Here is a 16,950-nt window from a genome sequence, read left to right as displayed (position 1 = left end):
GGCCCCACCGGGCATCCGCGGGCAGGGGCCGACCTGACCTGAAGGGCGGCCCTTCGCCACCGGCTAGGGCCGGGGGCGGCGACATCCCGGCAGGCGGCGAGAGGCCCCACCAGGCGGGCCCGATCTGCCCAACGGCCGAGGACCACCGGCCCTATGCCCCGCCGACACCCTCCGCGGACGATGCGGGCATGGAGCGGGAGAACGGCTTGCGAATGCTGGATCGCCAGGAGTGTCTGCGGCGCCTGACCCTGGTGCCCATCGGACGCCTGGTGTACACGCACGAGGCGTTGCCCGCGGTCCTGCCGGTCAACTTCTCCCTGGACCAGGACCACGCCGTGGTCCTGCGGACGTCCGCCCTGTCGCGCCTGGCACACGCCGTCGACGGGGCCGTCGTGGCATTCGAGGCGGACTGGTTCGACGAGGCCGCGCGGTCGGGGTGGAGCGTGAGCGTGATCGGACGGGCCGCGGTGGTGACCGACCCGAAGGAGCAGGAACGGCTGCGCGCGGTGGGACTCCGCTCGTGGGTGGCGGTGGCACAGGACACCTTCATCCGGATTCCCCCGGAGCTGGTGAACGGCCGTCTTCTGGAAGGACACCCGCGCGGTGGCGAGGGGCGGGGCGCGGCGTGGTTGGCCGATGTCTCCTGACGCGGCGGGGCCGATACGTCGAGGGCGAGACCCGACACGCCACCGCCCCGCTGCCGGCGTTCGCACCGGCCACCCCGCCGGCGCCGGCCCCGGGCCCGCCCGACGAACGACTCCCTGGAGGTGCGACATGGACGGCCCGGTCGTGGTCGGGTTGGACGGTACCGGCAACAGCGCGCCGGCCGTGCGCTGGGGCGTCGCGGAGGCAGCCGCTCGGAAATTGCCCCTGCACCTCCTGCATTCCTGGTCCGCCGCGCACTGGCCGGCCTCGCTCGCGCGGGAAGAGGCCGATCTGCGCCGGCACGGCACCGAGGTGCTGGTGCGGGCCGAAGCCGTGGTGGAGGAGCTGCACCCGGGAATGCACGTCGTGCCCGAACTGGTCGGCGAGGAGGCGCCTGACGCGCTGGCCGAACGCAGCGGTACGGCCGCCGTCTTGGTGCTCGGCTCCCGCAGACACGACGCGATAGCGGGATTCCTGTTGGGATCGGTGAGCCTGCGGGTCCTCGGACGAGCGGAGTGCCCGGTGGTCACCGTCCGTGAGGACGCGCGGTCCGCGGTCCCCGCCCGGGAGATCGTCGTCGGCGTGCGGGAACCAGGCGCTGACGAAGCCGTGCTGGACTACGCGTTCACCGCGGCCGAGGCTCATCGCGTGGGCCTGTGCGCGGTCCATGCCTGGATGCCCGGCACCGCTCCCGGTGGACTGGACACTCCCCGCGCCGATCACCGGGAGGACGCCGTGCGTGCCGCGGACGAGTGCGAACCGCTCCGGGCCGGGCTGGTCCCGTGGCGGGAGAAGTTCCCCGAGGTCCACACGGTCGAGCGGGTAGTCGAAGGAAGGGCTGCCGCCGTTCTGTTGAGAGCCGGTTCGCGGGCCGGCCTGCTGGTCATCGGTCGACAACCACACCGTTCGCCCATGCCCCTCGGCCCGGCCGTGCTGGCCCTGCTCCACCACTCCTGCTGCCCGGTCGCCGTCGTACCGCGGAGGTGAGCCGCCGGGCACGCCATGGGCATCAAGTCGCAGGGCGGTCAGCGGAGTTGGTTGCGGGCGGTGTCGAAGGCGCGGGCCTGGCCGGCCTCCGCCTTGGCGTTGTGGGCGAACAGCTCCGCCGCCTTGGCGTCGCCCGCTGCCTTGGCCTGGCGGGCATAGGTGGGGTACATGATGCGGGACTCGTACTGTTCGACGTTGACGGCGGTGATGAGGTTCTCGCGGGTGGTGCCGACGGTGCCGGCCAGTTGCGCCTCGCCGGCGAAGTGCTCGCGCAGTGCGGCGTCGGCCGTGACGGTGAAAAGGCGGGCCAACGCCGGGTTGCCGTGTGCGGCCGCCGCCTTGGCGAACTGCGCGTACTTGGCCGACGCCATGGCCTCGCTGTGCTGTGCGGCACTGAGGCTTTGCCTGGTTCGCGCCGCGCGGACCTTGGGCGCTCCCGCCTGGACGGTCACGGGCTTGACGCCGGGGGGCGTCGGGATGGCGCCCCTGCCGGTGCGGATGACCTCCAACGCCTTCGCGGACGCGGCCTGTTGGGCGCTCTCGTCCCTGGCGATCTCCTCGAAGAGCCGGGCGGCGATGGTGTCGCCGTCCTGCCGGGCCTGACGGGCGAAAGCGGGGTACATCGCGTGCGATCGGGACTCCTCGTCCTTCATCGCGGACTGCAGGTTGGCCGTGTTGCCGCCGACCACACCGCGGAGCTCGGCCTCCTTCGCGAAGTGCTCCCACAACTCCACCGCTGCCGTGCGCCGGAACAGTTGCCGTACCGAGGGCAGCCCTTGGGCGCGTGCCTGGTCGGCGAAGAGCGAGTAGGTGGCGTAGGCGTACGCCTCACCCTGCATCGACGCATCGAGATTGGCACGGGACTGCGCGTGCAGCGCGGGAGCCATCTCGGGGGCCAACAGCGCGGCGGCAGCCGCGGGCACGCTGATCGCCACCGCCAGGGCGCCCGTCGACATGGCACGCATGGACACGGCGCGCATCGAGAAAGGGATCATGCGGACCTCCACACTCGGGCCGGAGAGCTCCCCAAGGCATCACACCAACGAGTGGCAGCCTGAGCTAACGCGATGTGGCGATCGGGTGAAGGGCGCAGTTACCTACCGTGATAAATCCCAGGTGAGAGGGGTGCTGCCGCGAGCCGGAGCCCGCTGGCGCCGAAAGCGGGGCCTGGGCCGTTTGCCGGGTCCCCCTGAGTTGTGGGTCGCGCCGCCCGTGGTGCTCCTCCTCGGCGCACCGTTGGGCGGGGCGGCCGGGGCGTGCGCCGCCCCGCGAATGTTGACTTCCGAACAACATGGCATGAACATGATGGAGTTGGCGGGTCGGTTGATCGATGGGTCGGTTTCCGGCAGAGGGTGCGAGGGGCTGCCTCTCCGGGCCCTCGGAACCCTGTGAGGATCGCCTGTGGTGGGTAATGATCCCGGGGATCCTGGAGATCCCGGGGCGCGGCAGGACATGGAGCGCGCCGCCCGTCTGCACCTCGCGGACGGTGGCAGCGCCGTTCTGCACGGCCCCGCCGGTATCGGCACCTCACACATCCTGGGCGGCCTCGTCGACGCCGCCCGCGCCCGCGCCGAGACCGTGCTGTACGCCCAACCCGGCGCACCCGAGGGGCAGTTGACGTACGCGGCGCTCGCCGATCTGCTCGACCCGCTGGCCGACGACGAGTTGGCGCGGCTGTCCGTGCCGCAACGGTCCGCGCTGCGCGTCGTGTTGCGCCGTGAGCCCCCGGCGACGGATGCGCCGGACCCGCTCGCCCTGCGGCTGGGCGCGCTCGCGCTGCTCCGCGGACTGGCCCGCGACGGCCCGGTGCTCCTCGCTGTCGACGGCGCGCACTGGGTGGACCGCCCGAGCGCCGAAATCCTCCGGTACGCCGCGCGCCGCCTGCGCGCGTCCGGAGTACGGGTGCTCACAGCGGAAACCTCCGTCGGCGGGCAGGGGGCGCTGGCGGGCACGGCCTTCTGCCCCGACCCCGTGCGGGAGTTCGAGGTGCCGCCGGCAGGTCTGTCGGAACTGCGGGAGATGCTCGGCGACCGGGACGGCCCCGCGCTGCCCGGGTGGCTGGTCCGCCGGGTGCACGAGGCGTGCTCGGGGAACCCGGGCGAGGCCCTGGAGATCGTTCGGGCGCTCGACGGCCAAGCCCAACTGCCCTCCCGTGACCGGCCGTTGCCCGTCCCGACTCGCGTGCGCCGCGAGCTCGCGAAGCGACTGGCGGGCATCGGACCGGAAGGCCGGGAGGTGCTGTTGACGGCCGCCTGCACCCCGCGGTTCAGCACCGGCCTGCTGCGTTGCGCCGCCGCCGCAGGCACCGCGCGCCCCGCGCTCGACAGTGGGCGGGCCGACGACACGGCCGTCACGTCGAGCGGCCGTCCCCCGACGCCGTCCGGCGGTGACCCGGTGGCCGACACGGTCGGGCACGCCCTCGCCGCCGGCGTGCTCGTCGCGGACGAGGACGGCGACCGTCTCAGGTTCGCCCACCCGCTCTTCGCCTGCGCGGTGTACGGCCGTGCCACCGCGGCCGAACGGCGGGCCGCGCACGCGAGGTTGGGGGCGGTGACCACCGACCGTGCCGAGCGCGCCCGCCACCTGGCACTGGCCGGTACGGAACCCGATGAGGAGGTGGCGGCGTTCGCGGCCGACGCCGCCGAAGAGGCCGCCAGGCACGGCGCCCCCCAGGCGGCGGCCGCCCTGGCCCGCCTCGCCGCGGCGCGCACCCCGGCACGCTTCGCCGGCCGCCGCTGCGCACGCCTGCTGGCCGGCGCAGCGCACGCCTACGCGGCGGGGGACCACGAACTGTGCCGGGAACTGGCCCTGGGCGCCGCAGCCGACGCCGACACCCCGGGCCGTCACGTACGCGCCCGCATCCTCCTCATCACCGCCGCCGACCAGGCTCTGTCGGGCCTGGACGAGGTCTTCGCGGAAGCCTTCGCACACGCCGGCGGCGCACCACGCGACCGGGCCCGCCTGCACTACCTGCGCGCCTGCAAGGCCCATATCGCCGACGGGGACGCGGCCGTCACCTGGGCGGAGGCCGACCGGGCCGCGTCCTGGGCGCGGCGTGCCGGCGACCGCTGGACCGAGGTGTTGGCCCTGGCGCTCCAGGCGTTCGTCGGGACGCTGTTGGGCCGCACCGACGCCCCCGAACCACTGGCCCGCGCGCTGGCCCTGCCGCAGGACATCAGTTGGTTCGGAAGCCACAACGGACCCCGGGCGATCAAGGCCAGGCTGGACTTCTTCGCCGACCAGCTCACCGAAGCGGGCGCAGAACTCGACGCGTTGCTGCTCCGCGCCAAGACGTCGGGCGACGCCGAGGGCAGGATCTTCCTGCTGTGCGCGGCCGTCGACGTGGAGGTGCGGGCCGGTCGCTGCGGACGGGCGATGACCGTCGCGCGCGAGGCACTCGGCCGGGCCCGCGAGTTGGGCGCACACCTCGGGCAGGCGTGCTATTCGGCGGCCGTCGCCGAGGCCGCGGGCGGCGACCTCAACCGGGCCGCCGCGCTGGCGCAGGAGAGCGTCCTGGTGGCGGACGCCGAGCGGGACCTCATCTATCTCCCGCTCGCCCTCTGCCTGTTGGGGCAGGTCCGGATGCGGGCGGGGGACGCCTGGGCGGCCGTGGACTGCCTGGGCCGGGCGCGCTCCATCGCCCGCAGCCGCGGCATCGTCGACCCCGTCCCGGTGCCGTGGACGTCGGACCTCGCCGAGGCGCTCATCGCGGCCGGCGAGCACGACCGGGCCGCCGCGGTCATCGACGAGGTACGCGACACCGCACTCCGACTGGGACGGACCGGTACCGCCATGTCACTGCTGCGGGCCGAGGCATTGGTACGCGCCGGTTCCGGCGATCTGGCCGGAGCGGTGTCGGCCCTGCGGGAGGCGGCCGAACGCCACCAGGGCCTGGGACTGCCGTTGGAACACGGCCGCGATCTGCTGGCGTTGGGCAGCGTGGAGCGGCGCCGACGACACGTCACGGCGGCCCTGACCTGCTGGCAGGACGCGGCGGCCGTGTTCGAGCGGGCCGAGGCACACCCCTGGCTCGATGGGGCCCGTACCGAGCTGTACCGGATCACGGGCAGCGTGGAGGCGGCGGGCAGCGGCGCGGCACCGACGGCGTGGTGGCGGGCGTTGACGCCGGCCGAGCGGCGGGTGGCGCAGATGGCCGGCGACGGGGCCACCAACCGTGAGATCGCCGCCCAACTGTTCCTGTCGGCGAAGACGATCGAGTCGACGCTCACCCGCGTCTACCGCAAGCTGGGCATCCGCTCGCGCGCCGAGCTGATCGGACTGCACCGGCACACCGCACACGCACCGGAGAACGCCCCGCCGCGGTGAGCCCGACGGCGCCACCCGCTGGACCCCGGTTCCCCAACAACCCTGGCCATCAGCCAGGTTGGCCATTTTCCGGCGTCATAAGGGGGGTACCGGAGATCCCCTTGCTCTGAGGGCAAGGGGGTTCCCGGCCGGGTCCCGGCGACCCCACCGTGGCGTCGTTCGTCTCCAGCCGGCCGACGAGTTCCCGCCCACACCTGAGGTGCGGTGCGGCCCCACGACACGACCTCGACGGCCCCTCCCCTCATCTTGGCCCCGGCGACATCAGCCGGGCGAGAAGGAGTCTCCATGATTCTGCGGAATCGCAGGACACCGCTGAGAGCCACCCAAGCGCCCCCGACACCGCGGCGGTGTCGCCCCAAGGTGCTCGCCGGACTCGCGGCCGCCGCCTTCCTGGCCCTGCCACTGGCCGGCTCGGCCTCGGCCGCGCCCGCCGGACAGGCACGGAACCACGACTCCAAGCTCGACTTCACCGAGCTGACCCAGGAGCAGGACGAGTGGTGCTGGGTGGCGACGGGCCTGTCGGTGGCCCAACACCTGGGCTACGGAAAGGACACCGACCAGAACACGTTCTGCAACCTCGCGCACGGTCAGGACGGCGGCTCGTCCTGCCCCAACCAGCCCGGCGAGCTCACCGACGTGCAGAACGCCTGGTCCGGTCTTGGCATGAGCCCCGGCAACGTCACGGGCGTCATCCCCTTCTCCACGGTCACCTCGTCCATCGACGCCAACTCCCCGGTGGAGGTCGGCATTTACTGGACCGCGGGCGGTGGCCACGCAAACGTCCTGTACGGCTACGACTCCGCCAGCAACACGATGCTGTACGCCGATCCCTGGCCCTCCAACCCCCGCTACGGCGAGATGGACTACTCGACCTACGTCAGCAACGGTCAGTTCAACTGGGCCGAGTCCCTGTACGGAGAGAAGTGAGTGCGATGACCGACAACTCTCCCTCTCGTCTCCACCGCATCGGCGGCGCCGCGCTCGCCGCCGGCCTCTGCGCACTCGCGCTGCTACCCCCCACCACCGCCCACGCCGCCGACAACTCCCCTTCCACACTGGCAGGTTCGGTGAACGCGGCCGACCGCGCCGCGGCCGATCAGACGCTCGGCAGCCAGGCCACCACGGACAGACTGGCCTCCTTCTTCGTCCACCTGCGCGAGCACCGGGCATCGAAGCGCGGCACCGTGGCCGACGTGAGGGTGACGCCACAGGACGCCGCGGCACAGGCACCCGAACTGGTCGGCTCCGCGGTGCCCGTCTACTCCCTGGACCCCGGCTTCGTCCGCGGTGACCGGGCGTCGGCGCCGCTCGCCCGATTCTCCTACCTGGCCGCCGAGGCCCGTTCGGCGACCGGCGAGGAGGCGACGGTGTGGACCGTGCGCGACGCCCGCACCCACAAGTGGGTCGTCGCCAACATCCTCTCCGGCGCGGATGAGTTGACGTACACGCACCGGGCCGGGGGCGCCGCGGTCTTCACCGAACCGCAGATCGCCGCCTGGTACAAGCTGTCGGGAGACCGGATATTGCCGCTCAACGACAGCGCCCGGCAGTCGGTCGGCACCCATGGGGTGACGACACAGGCGTATCGGAAGCTCGTCCACACCCGGTACGCGGACAAGTTGGCCGGTTCGGAGTACCAGCGTTCCGGAAAGCTCGGCGGTTTCTCCCCGCGCACGGGATCCGTCGCGGCCGCCGCGCCGAACTCGGCGCCCGACTCCTCCGTCGCGGCAACCGTCGCGGCGGCAGGCGGCGGCCTCCTCCTCGGCGGCGGCGCCTACCTCCTCCACCGCCGCCGTCGCGGAGCAACTCCCGCGTAGCACCCGCTCCCAGCGCCTCCTTCTCACCAGCCCGTGCCCGGCCCGCCCTCCCTTCCCCACCCGCCGGCGGCCGGGCATGGGCGCGGGTCGGCGTGCCCAATACTGCAACCGCACCTGGTAGTTGGAGGAGGCATGGGCGAAGGGGGACACCCACGGGTGCCCCCCTTCGCCCATGTGCAGAGTGGCATCGGTGGGTGTTTGTGCCCGGCTATCGGTAGGCGGCGACGATGGTGGCGGATTCGTTGATCATGCTCACGGCGTCGGCCTGGCCATCCCGGCCGGCGGGTTCACCCAGCGGTTCGCCGTCGATGTCCAGATTCGGGTTGGAGAAGTACGGAACGACCGCGCAGGAGGTGCCTGCGTCCAGGCATTCGTTCTCGTAGGCCATGATGGTGCGCCACTTCTTGCTGGGCGCCACGTATCCGCGGGCGTGATCGTAGCCGTCGCCCGGATCCTGGGGGTTGACGTAGCGGTCGTGATCGAGGCCGAGCAGATGCCCCAACTCATGGGCGAAGGCGTCGGGTTCCTTGTCGATCATCTGCTGGCCGAGCAGCATGCTGGCGCCCGCCGTCCCCTGGCTCTCGGGCGGCAGTGGGCGCCCGCGGTCGCCGACGTAGGCGAAGCCGCCGACCTCGCTTCCGATGAGCGCGATCACGTCGGCGCGGTGCTGGTCACGCAGCTGTGCCACTGACTCCGGGGCCTCCCAGAGGTACTCGTAGCCGCGCTGGTTGTCGTCGATTTCTCCCGGTCCGTAGTCCGGGGCCGGCGCGACACCCGCAATGCGGGCCCCGGCATGGGCCTGACTGTTGTCGAAAGCCTGGTTGGTGTAGTCGACGGACCGCTCAACGATGTCCCGTATCCCCTGCTCGCCCCCGGCGTCCCGTTCCGCACTCGGGGTGTAAAGCACCATTACGTCGATGACCGGTTTCTCCGCGGCTGCCGCACTGGGAGCAGAGGGGACAAGAACGCCGAGAGCGGCACAGGCGGCAATTACCGTGCCATATGTCTTGCGTGCGAACTTTCGTTTCATAACGGTCACCGTAGAAGCGCAAGTTGATGACCGTGTAATCGTTGTGTAATGAACCGTGGATCAGCGCCACGCGGGTTCCTGGCGCCGGAGGCCACCTGGCCCGACGGACGTTGCCGGGTCTCGTTGGCGTGACGGCGTGCTGATGTGGTGACGGTTGAGCAGGTCGAATCGTGGCCCGAGGGAGTAGCTGGGTTCCATGCCCGATCCCGCCGATCCCACGACGAACGCCGAGGCCACAACCCCCGAATGCGGTTGCAGTACTAACGACGCACGGGAGCGGACGCGGACTGGAGGTGTCCGGGAGGTGACGGACGAGGCCGCCGTGGCCGTCGACCGACCCGGCCGGCGGGCGCGGCGGACCCCAGGCTCCGCCGCGCCCCCTCCGATTGGCCATCAGGAGGGTGGTCAGCATGACCGCTGCGGGGCCGATTAGACAAACCGGGTCCGGAGCCGTTCCGCGTGACGGGCCGTGGACGGTGGTTGAGTCAGTGAATTCCCGTTCGAAAGGCGGATGTTGGGGCGGATGTCGAATGCGGGTGTCGTCGGAGTCGCGCTGGCCCTGGGAGCGGTGTCGCCGGCATGTTCCGCTCCCGTGCCGCACGGTCACGACAAGCCGCTGCTGGACAGCGACACGGTCAGCAAGTCCACCGTGACGAAGCCCGGGGGCATCGTCGACATCAGGGCGATCGTCAACGGGGCGGACAAGGTCGCCAAGAGCCTGGCTACGAAGAACGACCTCGCGTCCAGGACCAACGCCCTCGGCGGCGCGGCCACCCGCTGAACGTCGGTAGGTGAAAGCGTCGGCGCCCCGCAGCCCGGGGCGTCGAACGCGTTTCAGGACCCGAACGCCTCACGGGCGCCGGGGAGTTGTGCGCGGCGTCACGTGCTTCCCCTCCCGTAGGGGGACGCTCACGGCGTATCCGCTGCAGGCGTCGCACCTGGTGAGGAGCGTGTGCTCGCAGTTGATCACGTGCACGAGGAAGCGCTCGGCGTCCTCAAGTTGCGCCCGCTGCGCCCGGATCCGGTGGAGCTGCCGCGCGATGGCGTCCGCCCTCTCGGGTTCGGCTCGATGCAGCACCTGTCGGATCTCCGGCAGGCTCATGCCGACGCTCTGGCACGCACGCAGGACCCGCAGACGGTGGAGATGCTCCTCGCTGTATTCGCGCTGGCCCGACGGTGTGCGGTCGGGCACGACGACACCCATGTCGTCCCAGTGCCTCAGCACGTGCACCGCCACTCCCAGACGGTGCGCGACCTCTCCGATCTTCATGGGGCCATTATCGCTGCCCTCCTCGCTTGACCTCAGGTCGACCTGAGGTTCTACCTTCCTGGCATGAGCGTCAGCATGAGCGTGAGCACGGGGATGAGTTCGAAGATGAGCGCGAGCACGCGGGAATCGCCACTGCCGGAACCCGTCCACGTCACCGTCGACGGGGCGAGCATCGCCACGTACGTACTGACTCCCGAGGACCGGACTCCCGTGAGGGACGTGGTGTTCTGCCACGGCACGCCGTGGTCGTCAGAGGTATGGGCGGAGGCCGCACGACACCTCAGCGGCAGCCATCGGGTGTTCATGTGGGACATGCCTGGCTACGGCCGGTCGACGAAGGATCCGGCGATGCCGGTCGACCTCGCCTCCCAGATGTCGCGGTTCGCCCGGCTGCTCGCGCACTGGGGCCTGGAGCGACCACACGTCGTCGCACACGACATCGGAGGAGCCGTGGCCCTCGGGGCTCACCTGCTCCACGACACTGAATACGCCGGCCTGTTCCTCTGGGACGTGGTGACTCTCGACCCATGGGGATCGCCGTTCTTCCGACTGGTCGCCGACCACGCCGACGTGTTCACGAAGCTCCCCGCCGCACTCCACGCGGCCCTGGTCAAGGAGTACATCGCCGGTGCGGCACGCCACCAGTTGACCCCTGCTTGGGTGGACGCACTGAGTCAGCCGTGGTGCGGAGCTTCGGGCCAGCCGGCCTTCTACCGCCAGATCGCTGCCCTCCGGCCCGTACACACCCGGCCGGTCGTGGAACGCCTGCGGCAGGTGCGCTGCGCGGTGACGATCGGCTGGGGCGAGCAGGACCCCTGGATCCCCGTCGACCAGGCAACCCGGTTGCAAGACCTGCTCCCCGGAAGTCCACCCGTGATCACGCTGGGCGAGGTGGGACACCTCGCCCCGGTCGAAACGCCGTCGCGCGTGTGCCGGGCTCTCGGTGACTGGCTCGCCTGATCCGTCAACGGACGTACCTCGTAGGGGAGTTGTGCGGCTGGCGAGCCGTATCCGCCGACGCGTTCGTGAGCCCGCCCAACAATCCGTTACGAAAGACGATCGTCCGTTACGTACGGTGTTGGTAGCGGAAGTAGCGGCGTTCACCGTGGGCGCGCAGCAAGAGCGACACCCCGGGGCGAGATCGGAGCGAATGATGAAGGCAGCGCGTTTCCACCAGTTCGGGGGCCCGGAGGTCCTTGAGATCGTGGAGCTCCCCGATCCGCATCCGGGGCCCGGTCAGGTCCGGATCGCGGTGCGTGCGGCCGGCGTCAGCCCGAGTGACTGGAAGAAGCGCAGGGGCCTGATGGATGAAGGGCTCCCGCAGACACTGGGCTACGAGGCGGCGGGCGTCGTCGACGAACTCGGCGAGGGCGTAGCGGACGTGGCCGTCGGCGATCGGGTATTCGGCTTCTCCGCCGAGGGGGCGGCCCAGGCCGAGTTGGCCGTGCTGTCCCACTACGCGCCGATCCCTCAGTCGCTGGGTTTCGCCGACGCGGCCGCGCTGCCGGCCGCCATCGAGACGGCCACCCGCGCGCTTGACCAACTCGGTGTCGCGAGCGGCGGCACGCTGCTCGTCAACGGGGCCTCCGGAAGCGTCGGTAGCGCCGCGGTGCAACTCGCCGCGATGCGCGGGGCACGCGTGATCGGCACCGCCAGCCCGGCAAACCACGACTACCTCCGCTCTCTGGGGGCCGAGCCCGTCGCCTACGGGGAGGGTCTCGCCGAGCGGGTTCGCGCGCTCGCTCCCGACGGCGTCGGGAGGGCACTCGACGTCGCCGGGAGCGGTGTGCTGCCCGAGCTCATCGAGCTTGCGGGCGCCCCGGAGCGCGTCGTGACGCTCGCCGACTTCGCCGGTGCGCAGGAGCACGGGGTGAGGTTCAGTCGCGGGGATGCCGGCCGCGCGGTCCATGTGCTCGCCGAGATCGGCGCGTTGATCGAGGCCGGGCGCTTCGCGCTCCCGGTCGCGCAGACCTTCCCGCTCGCCGAGATCGCGGAGGCGCATCGCGTCAGCGAGGACGGTCATGTGCGCGGGAAGCTGGTGCTGTTGGTGGGCTGATGCGGCCGTGTGGGGCGATGAGGCTGGGGAATGGGGAAGACGCGAGCAAGACGTCATGACGACGACATGACGACGACACGATGACGAAGACCTCGACGTCGGCGCCTGCTCGCGGACCCCGGCCCTCCTCCGCCAAGCGCACGGCTGCCTGGTGCAGGAGGGCCGGCGCGCCCGCAACGTCCTGATCACCGTGCTGGCCCGGGCCCCGAAGGACGCGCCCCTCCTCGTCGACTACCGCTGCGTCCCCCCGCGCCCACGCCCCGTGAACCAGTCCCGGACGCGGTGCCGGGACTCGTCCTCCGAGCGGTAGGAGCGGTCGTCCTCGTCCGGCTGGCCCACCACCGTCCAACTCACCGCGGAGACCGCCGGCTCCAACGACAGCCGGCTGACGGCCGCTTCGAGCAGGGAGTCGTCGCGCCGCTCGGTGGTGAGCTCCGCGGCGACCGTGACCTTCCCCTCCTCCGCGTCGCGGCTGAACACCGAACGCAACAGGAAGCCGGGCCGCGCAACGGACTGGACGAGCAAGGCCCTGATGTGCGCCTCCTCCGGTTCGGCGCACACCGCCTCGAAGTAGTAGTCGGTGGCGACCTCGGCACCGCCGCGCGGCTCCCGGTCCAAGTGCCGGCCCAGGGGCCGCAGCAGCAGGTTGGCCCCCACCACCGCGGCCGTGCCGAGCCCCGCCACCACGTACAGCCCCGAACCGGCCAGGGCGCCCACCGCGGCCGAACACCACAACGTGGCCGCGGTGTTGAGACCCCGTACGCTCAGCCCGTCCCGGATGATCACACCGGCGCCGAGGAAGCCGATGCCGGAGACGATCTGGGCCGCGACCCGCGAACCGTCGTACCCCACGGCACTGGTGGCCTGCGCGAAGCCGTAGTTGGACAACAGGACGAAGAGCGCCGACCCGGCGGCCACCAGCGCGTTCGTCCGCAGCCCCGCCATCCGGGCCCGCCACTGCCGCTCCAGCCCGATCGCGGCGCCGAAGCCGAGCCCGGCAGCGATGTTGTCCACCAGCAGCCACTCGTTGATGACGGCCATGGTCCGCGCTCCTCGTCCGTTGTCGCCCTTGTTCCCTTTCCCGTGCCGGCTCTTGTATCGGCAGTCCACAGCCGGGTGCTGAACCGCCGGACGTGTCTCGGAGTCCACCTCCGCACGGAGGGCGAACCGCGGTGGCGGGCGCCGGCGGCGTACGTTCCCGCCCGGCCCTACCCCGCTCCGGGCTACCGCCGCGTGACCGAGCGGATCCAGGCGAGTTGCTGGGAGACCTCCCCGGCCTCGGCGATCTGCTCGCGGTCGGAGCCGTTAAAGACGCCGAGGAGGGTTTCGGCGCCGTTGCGGGCGACGCTCATCACCGGCCCCCCGGAGTCGCCGCCGGCGGGAATCCCGGACACCTTTTCCATACAGAAGTCCGAGCCGCCCGGCGCGGTGTGGCCCTCGCACCGGGGGTCGTCCTGCCGTACGACCCGCAGGTCCGACTGCTTGAGCACGGGGGACTGGCAGGAGTTCTCGTCGCCGGTGCAGGTGGCGCCCCAGCCGTACTGGCGCACGACCTGACCGAAGTGGACGCCGGCCGTGGCCAGCGGCGCCGTGCGGACCTTCATCGGCGGGACCTTGATGAGCATCATGTCGGCGTGCGCGCTTCCCTCGCGTTTGCCGGGAATCGGGCGGACCGTGCTGCCCTTGCGCATGTCGAGGTTGCCGACCCGGAACGAGATCCGCTTGTCGGCGATCGGCTGTGCCTGTTCGAAGAAGCAGTGCGAGGCGCTGATGATCCACTGAGGCGTGACCGCCGTCCCCGTGCACGCCGGTTTGCCGTCAACGAGCATGCGCACCGCCCACGGACCGTACGTGCTCTTCGACCCGCCGATGACGGCGGAGGCCGGCGCGGACGACATCACCGCGCCTGTCACCAGAAGTAAGGCGGTCAGCAGTAACAGACGAACTCGACGCATCATGGGAACCAACTCCCCCTGCCGGGGCGTGTATTCGTGGAGATGCCCCGCTGGGCCGAAAAGTTCCGAAGGCGTCGAACGAATGGGGCCGGTGGGGAGGAGCACGGATGCGATTGATGAACCGCATGGGGAGGGTGCCTGGGCCACGTCGGTGAGCCCGTGGGGTCGCGAGCCCGTACGGGGCGGTGTCGAGGGCGTCGGGGCGTGTCGTTGGCGAAGCGGGAACGAGGTTGTTGACGCAGGGAGCCCGGTGGGCTCGGCCTTGTCGCAACCGCATCGATTTCTCATCGATTCACGAAGGTCATTGCCGTGGGCCGCACTTCGGCACACAATGCGCATGTCAAAATCCGGAGTGACGGAGGCACCTGCCGCCGTGGAACTCCGGACCAGAGTTGAGAGGACCCCACATGTCTCGACCTCTCGTCGGCGCCCTGGCCACCACCGTGTTGGGCGTTGCCGCCCTGGTCACCGCCGCAACCCCGGCGGGCGCCGCCCCGGCCGACGCCGTCGCGCACCACAAGCCGACGCCCCCGCACACCAAGGCGGTTGACTTCGCCGGCACGGTGGCGTTGGACGACTGCTCCGGCTCGATCGTCAAGATGCCCACCTCGCAGCCGGACGACCCGGCGTTGGTGATGACCAACGGCCACTGTCTGGAGAGCGGGATGCCGTCCGCGGGCCAGGTGATAGTCGACCAGCCCTCCAGCCGCGACTTCACCGTCCTGGACAAGTCGGCGGGTGACCTCGGCTCGTTGCAGGCGACCAAGGTCGTCTACTCGACGATGACCGACACCGACGTGACGCTGTATCAGACCGGCTCGACCTACGCGCAGATCGAGCAGCAGTACGGCATCAAGCCGCTGGAGATCTCCACCGACCACCCCACCAAGGGCGCCGGCATCACCGTCGTCTCCGGCTACTGGAAGAAGACGTACACCTGCGGCATCGACGGGTTCGTCCCCACCCTGAAGGAGGGTGACTGGACCTGGAAGGACTCGGTCCGTTACACCCCGGAGTGCAAGGTGATCGGCGGCACCTCCGGGTCGCCGGTGGTCGACAACAGCACCGGCAAGGTCACCGCCATCAACAACACCACCAACGAGAGCGGCGAGCGCTGCACCCTCAACAACCCGTGCGAGGTGGACGCGAACGGCAACGTCACGATCCACCAGGGCACCGGTTACGCCGAGGAGACCTACACCATCCCCAAGTGCTTCGGCGCCGGCAACAAGCTGGACCTGAACGGCGCGGGCTGCACCCTGCCCAAGCCGTCGGGCGTCCGCCGCTGAGGACGTCGACCGGCGGTCGGTGAGCGCCGATCGGCAAGCGGCCGGGTCCCGCGCACCGCGTGCACGGGACCCGGCCTTGGGCGCGACGGTCGGCGACGCGACCGGGCCCGGACAGCGCTCCAGAATCCGCATGCCGCACGCATGGTGGGTGGTGCCTGCGGCCCGGGGGAGGTTGTTGAGCTCCTCCCTGTGCGCGACGGACGGGTCGACGCGGTCGGCCGCGGTGTCCTCCTCGACGCGGTCGACCCGCCTGGTGCCTGGGGCGGCTCACCGGTCCCACACCGCCACGACCAGATCTGTGGCAAGTTGAATACTGTGTCTTCCGAGACATTGATGGGACATTGAACCCTGTGTCTTCGGAGATGAAGCCAGTCACCGGTGAACTGACCAGTCCTGACGACGCCCCCGCTTCCGGGGGTCGCGCAGGTCCCATGACCGTCGGGGTCGAGGAGGAATTCCTCCTGATCGACCCCGAAACGCGCACCCTGGCACCCGTCGCCGAAGCCGTCATCGCCAAGGCTTCACCACTCCTCGGCGACCGCGTCACCCCCGAACTGACGCTATATCAAGTCGAATCCCGCACCGAACCACACACCAGCCTGGCCGATCTCGCCGAGCAACTACACGCCATGCGCCTGCACTTGGCGCAGGCCGCCACCGCCAGCGGCGCACGCCTGATCTCCAGCGGCGCCCCCGTCCTCCTTCCCGCCGGGCCCCCGCCACTGTCACCCGGCGAACGGTACGTCCGCAGCGCCGCCCAGTTCGCCGCCCTCGACGACGAACAAGTCTCCTGCGCCTGCCACATCCACATCGGTTTCGACGACCGCGACCAGGCCCTGCACGTCAGCAACCACCTACGCCTCTGGCTGCCCGCACTCATCACCGTGGCCGCGAACTCCCCGTTCTGGGGCGGCCGCGACACCGGATACGCGAGCTGGCGCACGATCGCCTGGAACCGGTGGCCGGTCGCCGGCCCTCCGCCGTACTTCGCCTCCACCAGCCACTACGACGATCTGGTCACCACGTTGATCAGCACGGGCGCCATCTTGGACCACAGCGGCGTCTACTGGGACATCCGCCCCTCCCACCACCTGCCCACCCTGGAAATCCGGGTCGCCGACGCCGCACTGACCGTCAACCACACCATCCTGCTCGCCGCCCTCGTGCGCGCCGCGGCAGGGACGGCCCTGGACGCCGTGCGCCGTCGCGAGCCCGTGGCCCGGCCCGACCCGCACCTCCTGCGGGCCGCCCACTGGCGAGCGGCCCGCGACGGCCTCGCCGGCCAAACCGTCAACCTCAGCCACCGTCACCACCGCCTCGAACCCGCCCAGCACCATCTGCGGGACTTCCTGACGTGGCTGCGCACCGCCCTCCACCGTCACAACGACCTACGACACCTCGAAGCCCTCGCGTCCCACCTGCAACACCACGGCACGGGCGCAGCGCACCAACGCCGCGCCTACCAAAGACGCCACCGCTTCACCGACGTTGTCGACGACCTCGTGACCCTCACCCTCGCCCCACCCGTTTCCCGACAGCCCTAGGAACACGGGCGAGCCAGGACACCGGATCGGC

General features: G+C 71.1%; 15 protein-coding genes. 10 read left to right on the top strand and 5 right to left on the bottom strand.

The window, feature by feature from the left end; all coding sequences use genetic code 11:
• The first annotated feature begins 188 nt into the window (after window positions 1-188).
• Complete coding sequence (locus PV796_RS01695) at window positions 189-647, top strand: pyridoxamine 5'-phosphate oxidase family protein (RefSeq protein WP_274910966.1); 459 nt, start codon at window positions 189-191, stop codon at window positions 645-647.
• Window positions 648-774: 127 nt separating this feature from the next.
• Window positions 775-1,632, top strand: coding sequence for a universal stress protein (locus PV796_RS01690; RefSeq protein WP_274910965.1), 858 nt, complete (start codon window positions 775-777; stop codon window positions 1,630-1,632).
• A 38-nt stretch (window positions 1,633-1,670) separates the two neighbouring features.
• Here the strand turns inward: PV796_RS01690 and PV796_RS01685 are convergent, their stop codons facing one another.
• On the bottom strand, window positions 1,671-2,627 hold the full coding sequence (locus PV796_RS01685; RefSeq protein WP_274910963.1) for a ferritin family protein: 957 nt from the start codon (window positions 2,625-2,627) through the stop codon (window positions 1,671-1,673).
• A gap of 406 nt (window positions 2,628-3,033) precedes the next feature.
• Between PV796_RS01685 and PV796_RS01680 the strand changes: the two genes are divergently transcribed.
• The 3 genes from PV796_RS01680 (at window position 3,034) to PV796_RS01670 (ending at window position 7,775) form a co-directional block, all read left to right on the top strand.
• On the top strand, window positions 3,034-5,958 hold the full coding sequence (locus PV796_RS01680; RefSeq protein ID WP_274910962.1) for a helix-turn-helix transcriptional regulator: 2,925 nt from the start codon (window positions 3,034-3,036) through the stop codon (window positions 5,956-5,958).
• Window positions 5,959-6,243: 285 nt separating this feature from the next.
• A complete protein-coding gene (locus PV796_RS01675) occupies window positions 6,244-6,885 on the top strand; it encodes a papain-like cysteine protease family protein (RefSeq protein WP_274910961.1) in 642 nt (213 codons plus the stop codon).
• A 5-nt stretch (window positions 6,886-6,890) separates the two neighbouring features.
• Complete coding sequence (locus PV796_RS01670) at window positions 6,891-7,775, top strand: hypothetical protein (protein WP_274910960.1); 885 nt, start codon at window positions 6,891-6,893, stop codon at window positions 7,773-7,775.
• A 208-nt stretch (window positions 7,776-7,983) separates the two neighbouring features.
• Here the strand turns inward: PV796_RS01670 and PV796_RS01665 are convergent, their stop codons facing one another.
• Window positions 7,984-8,805 (bottom strand): M12 family metallo-peptidase, encoded by an 822-nt coding sequence (locus PV796_RS01665; protein WP_274910959.1) that lies wholly within the window; start codon window positions 8,803-8,805, stop codon window positions 7,984-7,986.
• Window positions 8,806-9,328: 523 nt separating this feature from the next.
• On the opposite strand from PV796_RS01665, the gene PV796_RS01660 reads away from it, so the two are divergent.
• Window positions 9,329-9,586: a hypothetical protein gene (locus tag PV796_RS01660; protein ID WP_274910958.1), complete on the top strand. Its 258-nt coding sequence runs from the start codon at window positions 9,329-9,331 to the stop codon at window positions 9,584-9,586.
• Window positions 9,587-9,655: 69 nt separating this feature from the next.
• Here the strand turns inward: PV796_RS01660 and PV796_RS01655 are convergent, their stop codons facing one another.
• Window positions 9,656-10,075, bottom strand: a complete 420-nt coding sequence (locus PV796_RS01655; RefSeq protein ID WP_274910957.1) for a MerR family transcriptional regulator — start codon at window positions 10,073-10,075, stop codon at window positions 9,656-9,658.
• Window positions 10,076-10,138: 63 nt separating this feature from the next.
• Between PV796_RS01655 and PV796_RS01650 the strand changes: the two genes are divergently transcribed.
• Both PV796_RS01650 and PV796_RS01645 read left to right on the top strand, forming a co-directional pair.
• Entirely contained in the window at window positions 10,139-11,035 is an 897-nt protein-coding gene (locus tag PV796_RS01650; RefSeq protein WP_274910956.1) for an alpha/beta fold hydrolase, read from the top strand.
• A 193-nt stretch (window positions 11,036-11,228) separates the two neighbouring features.
• On the top strand, window positions 11,229-12,131 hold the full coding sequence (locus PV796_RS01645) for an NADP-dependent oxidoreductase (protein ID WP_274910955.1): 903 nt from the start codon (window positions 11,229-11,231) through the stop codon (window positions 12,129-12,131).
• A 231-nt stretch (window positions 12,132-12,362) separates the two neighbouring features.
• On the opposite strand, the gene PV796_RS01640 is transcribed toward PV796_RS01645, so the two are convergent.
• Window positions 12,363-13,172 (bottom strand): MgtC/SapB family protein, encoded by an 810-nt coding sequence (locus PV796_RS01640; protein ID WP_274910954.1) that lies wholly within the window; start codon window positions 13,170-13,172, stop codon window positions 12,363-12,365.
• 182 nt (window positions 13,173-13,354) lie between these two features.
• Complete coding sequence (locus tag PV796_RS01635; RefSeq protein ID WP_274910952.1) at window positions 13,355-14,089, bottom strand: S1 family peptidase; 735 nt, start codon at window positions 14,087-14,089, stop codon at window positions 13,355-13,357.
• 404 nt (window positions 14,090-14,493) lie between these two features.
• On the opposite strand from PV796_RS01635, the gene PV796_RS01630 reads away from it, so the two are divergent.
• Together PV796_RS01630 and PV796_RS01625 are read left to right on the top strand one after the other, a co-directional pair.
• Entirely contained in the window at window positions 14,494-15,375 is an 882-nt protein-coding gene (locus PV796_RS01630; protein WP_274910950.1) for a S1 family peptidase, read from the top strand.
• 431 nt (window positions 15,376-15,806) lie between these two features.
• The gene (locus PV796_RS01625) at window positions 15,807-16,919 is read left to right on the top strand and encodes a carboxylate-amine ligase (RefSeq protein WP_274910948.1); all 1,113 of its coding nucleotides are present in this window, start codon (window positions 15,807-15,809) and stop codon (window positions 16,917-16,919) included.
• Window positions 16,920-16,950: the final 31 nt, after the last annotated feature.

Source organism: Streptomyces sp. WZ-12 (assembly GCF_028898845.1).
Classification (GTDB): Bacteria; Actinomycetota; Actinomycetes; order Streptomycetales; family Streptomycetaceae; genus Streptomyces.
This window is presented reverse-complemented; position numbering and strand designations above follow the sequence as displayed.

Bases quoted from the DNA above. Each gene is read 5' to 3' on its own strand.
- PV796_RS01695 (WP_274910966.1), top strand. From the start codon at position 189: ATGGAGCGGGAGAACGGCTTGCGAATGCTGGATCGCCAGGAGTGTCTG.
- PV796_RS01690 (WP_274910965.1), top strand. From the start codon at position 775: ATGGACGGCCCGGTCGTGGTCGGGTTGGACGGTACCGGCAACAGCGCG.
- PV796_RS01685 (WP_274910963.1), bottom strand. From the start codon at position 2,627: ATGATCCCTTTCTCGATGCGCGCCGTGTCCATGCGTGCCATGTCGACG.
- PV796_RS01675 (WP_274910961.1), top strand. From the start codon at position 6,244: ATGATTCTGCGGAATCGCAGGACACCGCTGAGAGCCACCCAAGCGCCC.
- PV796_RS01670 (WP_274910960.1), top strand. From the start codon at position 6,891: ATGACCGACAACTCTCCCTCTCGTCTCCACCGCATCGGCGGCGCCGCG.
- PV796_RS01665 (WP_274910959.1), bottom strand. From the start codon at position 8,805: ATGAAACGAAAGTTCGCACGCAAGACATATGGCACGGTAATTGCCGCC.
- PV796_RS01660 (WP_274910958.1), top strand. From the start codon at position 9,329: ATGTCGAATGCGGGTGTCGTCGGAGTCGCGCTGGCCCTGGGAGCGGTG.
- PV796_RS01655 (WP_274910957.1), bottom strand. From the start codon at position 10,075: ATGAAGATCGGAGAGGTCGCGCACCGTCTGGGAGTGGCGGTGCACGTG.
- PV796_RS01650 (WP_274910956.1), top strand. From the start codon at position 10,139: ATGAGCGTCAGCATGAGCGTGAGCACGGGGATGAGTTCGAAGATGAGC.
- PV796_RS01645 (WP_274910955.1), top strand. From the start codon at position 11,229: ATGAAGGCAGCGCGTTTCCACCAGTTCGGGGGCCCGGAGGTCCTTGAG.
- PV796_RS01640 (WP_274910954.1), bottom strand. From the start codon at position 13,172: ATGGCCGTCATCAACGAGTGGCTGCTGGTGGACAACATCGCTGCCGGG.
- PV796_RS01635 (WP_274910952.1), bottom strand. From the start codon at position 14,089: ATGATGCGTCGAGTTCGTCTGTTACTGCTGACCGCCTTACTTCTGGTG.
- PV796_RS01630 (WP_274910950.1), top strand. From the start codon at position 14,494: ATGTCTCGACCTCTCGTCGGCGCCCTGGCCACCACCGTGTTGGGCGTT.
- PV796_RS01625 (WP_274910948.1), top strand. From the start codon at position 15,807: ATGACCGTCGGGGTCGAGGAGGAATTCCTCCTGATCGACCCCGAAACG.